We start from the raw sequence: 4,102 nt of genomic DNA on the forward strand, positions 1-4,102 counted from the left end.
CTGCGCTGGAAGGTCGCCGGCACCGAGGCCAACGCCCAGTGCGCCGCCACCATCCTCAACGCCTGGTCACACACCCTGACCACGGTCACCGGCAACGCCGACCGGTTCCTCGCCGCCGGCATCTACGGCTGGCAGTTCGCGAACGCCTGCGAACTCATGCGGGACCACCCGGCCTTCGACCTCGCCGCCGCCCAGGAGATGCTGGTCAGAGTCTTCTACCCGCTCAACAACCAGTTCCTGACCGGGCACAACGACGCCTGCGTCACCAACTACTGGGCCAACTGGGATCTGTGCAACATGGCCTCCGTCATGGCCATCGGGATCCTCACCGACAACGCCGCCAAGTACGACCAGGCCGTCACCTACTTCAAGTCGGGCGCGGGAAACGGTTCCGTCCAGCACGCCGTCCCGTTCCTGTACGGAAACGTCGAGGGCTACGACCTCGGCCAGTGGCAGGAGTCCGGCCGCGACCAGGGCCACACCCTCATGGGCATGGGGCAGATGGGCGCGCTCTGCGAGATGGCCTGGAACCAGGGCGACGACCTCTACTCGTACGACGGCCGCCGCTTCATGAAGGCCGCCCAGTACGTCGCCAAGTACAACCTGAACATGAACGTGCCGTACACCACCTACACCTGGGGCACCGGTCAGACCTGCTCCCAGCAGTCACAGACGGTGATCGCCTCGGCCTCCGGCCAGGTCCGCCCGGTCTGGGCGATGCTCCACTACCACTACGGGCGGCGCCTGCTCCTCGACGACAAGTACATCGCCCAGATGTGCTTCTCCGTCGCCCCCGAGGGCGGGGGAGGTGACTACGGCACCACCAGCGGCGGGTTCGACCAGCTCGGCTTCGGCACCCTGATGTACGCCAAGTAACCCGAACAGTCCCCACACCCGCTCGTGCACCGGAATACCGGGCCACCATGAGGTGCTCTGATCTTCACGGTGCACGAGCGCGGTGAGGAGGCTGGTGGACGTATGACGGCAGACCAGGCGGACCCGCAGGCGGACCCCGTGGTGAGTACGCCCTTCGGAGCCCTTCGGGGCCGGTACGAGCGCGGTGTCGCGGTCTTCCGCGGCATCCCGTACGCAGCCCCTCCCTTCGGCCCCCGCCGCTTCCGCCCGCCCGTGCCGCTGCCCCCCTGGGACGGTGTCCGCGACGCCGGTTCCTTCGGCCCCACCGCGCCGAAACCGCCGTACTCCGACGCCTTCGCCCACTACCTGTCCGACCCGGTCGTGCCCGGCGACGACTGCCTCAACCTCAACGTCTGGACCCCGCAGCCCGACCCGAAAGCCCGCCTCCCGGTCCTCATCTGGCTGCACGGCGGCGCCCTGACCAGGGGCTCTTCTGCCGTACCCGTCTACGACGGGCATGCCTTCGCCCGCGACGGCGTGGTCTGCGTATCCATCAACTACCGGCTCGGCGTCGAGGGCTACGGACTGTTCCCGGACACACCCCCGAACCCCGGCCTGCGCGACCAGATCGCCGCCCTGACCTGGGTGCACGAGGCCATCGAGGCCTTCGGCGGCGACCCCGGCCGCATCACCCTCTTCGGCCAGTCCGCCGGAGCGATCAGCATCGGCGCCCTCATCGCCGCCCCGCAGACCCAGGGACTGGTCCGGCGGGCCGTCCTGCAGAGCGGGCCGCCCGAGGCGTCCGAGCGGGCCAAGGTCCGGCGGATGGTCCGCCGGATGGCCTCCCGGCTGAAGATCCCCGCCACCGCCGAGGCCTTCGCCGCCGTCGACCGCGACCTGCTGCTGCGCACCCAGGCCGAGGTGGGCAGACTGAGCAGCCCGGTGGTCGGCGGGCCCGCCTTCGGCCTCGTCATCGACGGCGACGTCGTCCCGCGCGACCCCCTGCAGGCCCTCACCGACGGCGGCGCGGCCCCCGGCGTCGAGCTGCTGCTGGGCTGGACCCGCGACGAACACAGACTGTGGCTGGTGCCGGGCGGACTCCTGGAGCGCGTCGACCGCCTCGGGGCCGTCGCCCTCGCGGGCGCCATGGCCCGCTGCCACTGCGGCAGCGAGGTCCCGCGCGGCTACCGCACGCTGCACCCCGAGGCCGGTACGGCGGAGACCGTCGGCCAGCTCGTCACCGACCACCTGCTCCGCATCCCCCTGCACCACCTGGCCGACGCCCGCACGGAACCGTCGTACGTCTACGAGTTCGCCTGGCCCTCGAATCTGCCCGGCCTCGGCGCCTGCCACGCGCTGGAGCTGGGCTTCGTCTTCGACACCGGGGACGTCCCCGAGTCGCGGAAACTCGCCGGGGAGGGCGCCCCGCAGGAACTGGCCGAGGCGATGCACGGGGCGTGGGTCCGCTTCGCCACGGACGGCGACCCCGGCTGGGAGCGCTGGGACGCGACCCACCCGGTGCGCGTCTTCGGGGACCGGGCGCCGGACGCCGAGGACGGCCTGGCGTACACGGCGTACGGCCCCCGGGACGGTGAACTCGCCCTCTGGGCGACCGACGCGGTCACGCCCGAGGAACCCATCCTCGCGGCGGTCCCCGCAGACGGTTCCCCCACCCGCGCCACGGAACTGCGCTCAGCCGTACGGCGGCTCCGTCGCTCGGGGGCACTGCGCCGACACTGAGGGGCGTCCACGCCCTCGGGACACGCGCTCAGGGCGTCGTCGTGGAGGGTTCCGCCGCCTCCCGGCCCGTCACCGTGTGTCCACGGTCCACCGCGTACGTCTGGCCACCGCGCTCGACATTGGCCTGGGCACGCCGGTAGGCGCTTCGGCCCGGGGGATCCGCGGCCCGGTTCTGTTCGTCCCGGCGGGCGGTCAGCTCCGCCAGCACGACCCTGGCTTCGTCGACCGGCAGCACGGGCAGGTCCACGGCCCGGGTCTGCCGGGCGGCCGTCTGCACCTCCAGATAGGCGTTCGCGCACATCGTGGCGTGCGAGACGCGCTGCGGCGCGTTCACTGTCGTCATGATCGCGCTGAGCCCGGCGGAGGCCAGCGCGAGGATGCCCGCGGCGATCCGCCCGGTCGACTCCACCAGGGCCGTGGTGCCCGCGACGGCGGCCAGCAGGCTGGTGGGGATGCCCATCATCAGGTGCACGCCCCGCCAGTGCTTCGCGGTCTCGAACTGCATCTGAGCGCTGTACATCGCGCTCTCCTCGAGCCTGCGCAGCTCGTCCGCGATCGCCGCCCGCCGGGCCTGCGGATCGGCCTGCCCGCTCTCTGCCACTGTGCCCCTCCTCGTCGTCGGTCACCCGAGTCACCGGCGGGTGATCTCCTCCCGGTAGAGCCGAAGGGCCCCGGGTACGGCATGGTCGCGCGGGAGGGCCGTCGCCGCCGCCTCCCACAGACGCAGCGTGACGTTCGAGGAGGCGTGCAGCGAAGGCACCAGGTCGGCGGCGGGAACGGAGCGCAGCGCCGCGAAGGGCACGGCCGGTTCGTCCGCGACCAGCTCGAATCGCTCGGATGGCGCGAACAGGTCAAGGGCGCCCAGCAGACCCTCCTCCCTGCTGCGCAGGGCGATCCAGAACCGGCGCTGCTCCGACTCCCCGATGTGCAGGACGAGGGGAGCTACGAGGCCGTCAGGAGCGGTGGTCCACGCTTCCCCGGCAGCGGAGGGGCTCGGGAGGGTCAGCGTCACCCACAGCCGGCCGCCGGGTGTCTGTTCCGCCCTCACCCCGAACAGTTCATCGTGCGCGGACTGCTGGTACGTACGGTCGGTCTCCCGGTTCGCCGCCGCGGGCAGCTCGGCGTCCATGCGGAGGGACAGGGACGGCGACCGTCCCGGCGGGCCGGCGGTGCGCAGCCGGGAGGCGACCACCCGGGCCGGGTGCCGGAAGAGGACGTCCCGCGTGGCCAGGCGTTCGGCCAGCAGGGCGAGCCGCCCGGCCGTTCGAGCGGGGATCCTCTCCGGCCGGGCGGCCAGCAGGCCCGTCAGCAGGGAGGCGGCCTCGTGACGCAGCGCCGCCGGGTGCCGCCGTTCCCGCATTCCTCGTTCCAGGACCGCCAGCGGACCGGCCAGCCGGGTCGCCGCCGGTGTGACACCGGGTCGCTGGCCCTGGTCAGGGAACCGGGAGCGGCGGTGGTGGAGGACTTCCTGGCAGCGGCCGCTCCCCGGGCCACCATCAGCATCGAC

4 protein-coding genes are annotated in these 4,102 nt (G+C 72.5%); 2 read left to right on the forward strand and 2 right to left on the reverse strand.

All coding sequences use genetic code 11. The features are described from left to right. Together ABT116_RS40380 and ABT116_RS40385 are read left to right on the forward strand one after the other, a co-directional pair. Positions 1-876, forward strand: an 876-nt coding sequence (locus ABT116_RS40380; protein WP_351645010.1) for an alginate lyase family protein, incomplete at its 5' end; no start/stop codon positions are given. Positions 877-978: 102 nt separating this feature from the next. Further along, positions 979-2,595, forward strand: a complete 1,617-nt coding sequence (locus ABT116_RS40385; RefSeq protein ID WP_351645013.1) for a carboxylesterase/lipase family protein — start codon at positions 979-981, stop codon at positions 2,593-2,595. Between the two features lie 28 nt (positions 2,596-2,623). On the opposite strand, the gene ABT116_RS40390 is transcribed toward ABT116_RS40385, so the two are convergent. Both ABT116_RS40390 and ABT116_RS40395 read right to left on the reverse strand, forming a co-directional pair. Next, a complete protein-coding gene (locus ABT116_RS40390) occupies positions 2,624-3,196 on the reverse strand; it encodes an SLATT domain-containing protein (RefSeq protein ID WP_351645015.1) in 573 nt (190 codons plus the stop codon). Between the two features lie 30 nt (positions 3,197-3,226). Continuing rightward, on the reverse strand, positions 3,227-4,102 hold an 876-nt coding region (locus ABT116_RS40395), incomplete at its 5' end, for a hypothetical protein (RefSeq protein ID WP_351645019.1).

The organism is Streptomyces sp. NPDC002130, from assembly GCF_040296465.1.
Lineage (GTDB): Bacteria > Actinomycetota > Actinomycetes > Streptomycetales > Streptomycetaceae > Streptomyces.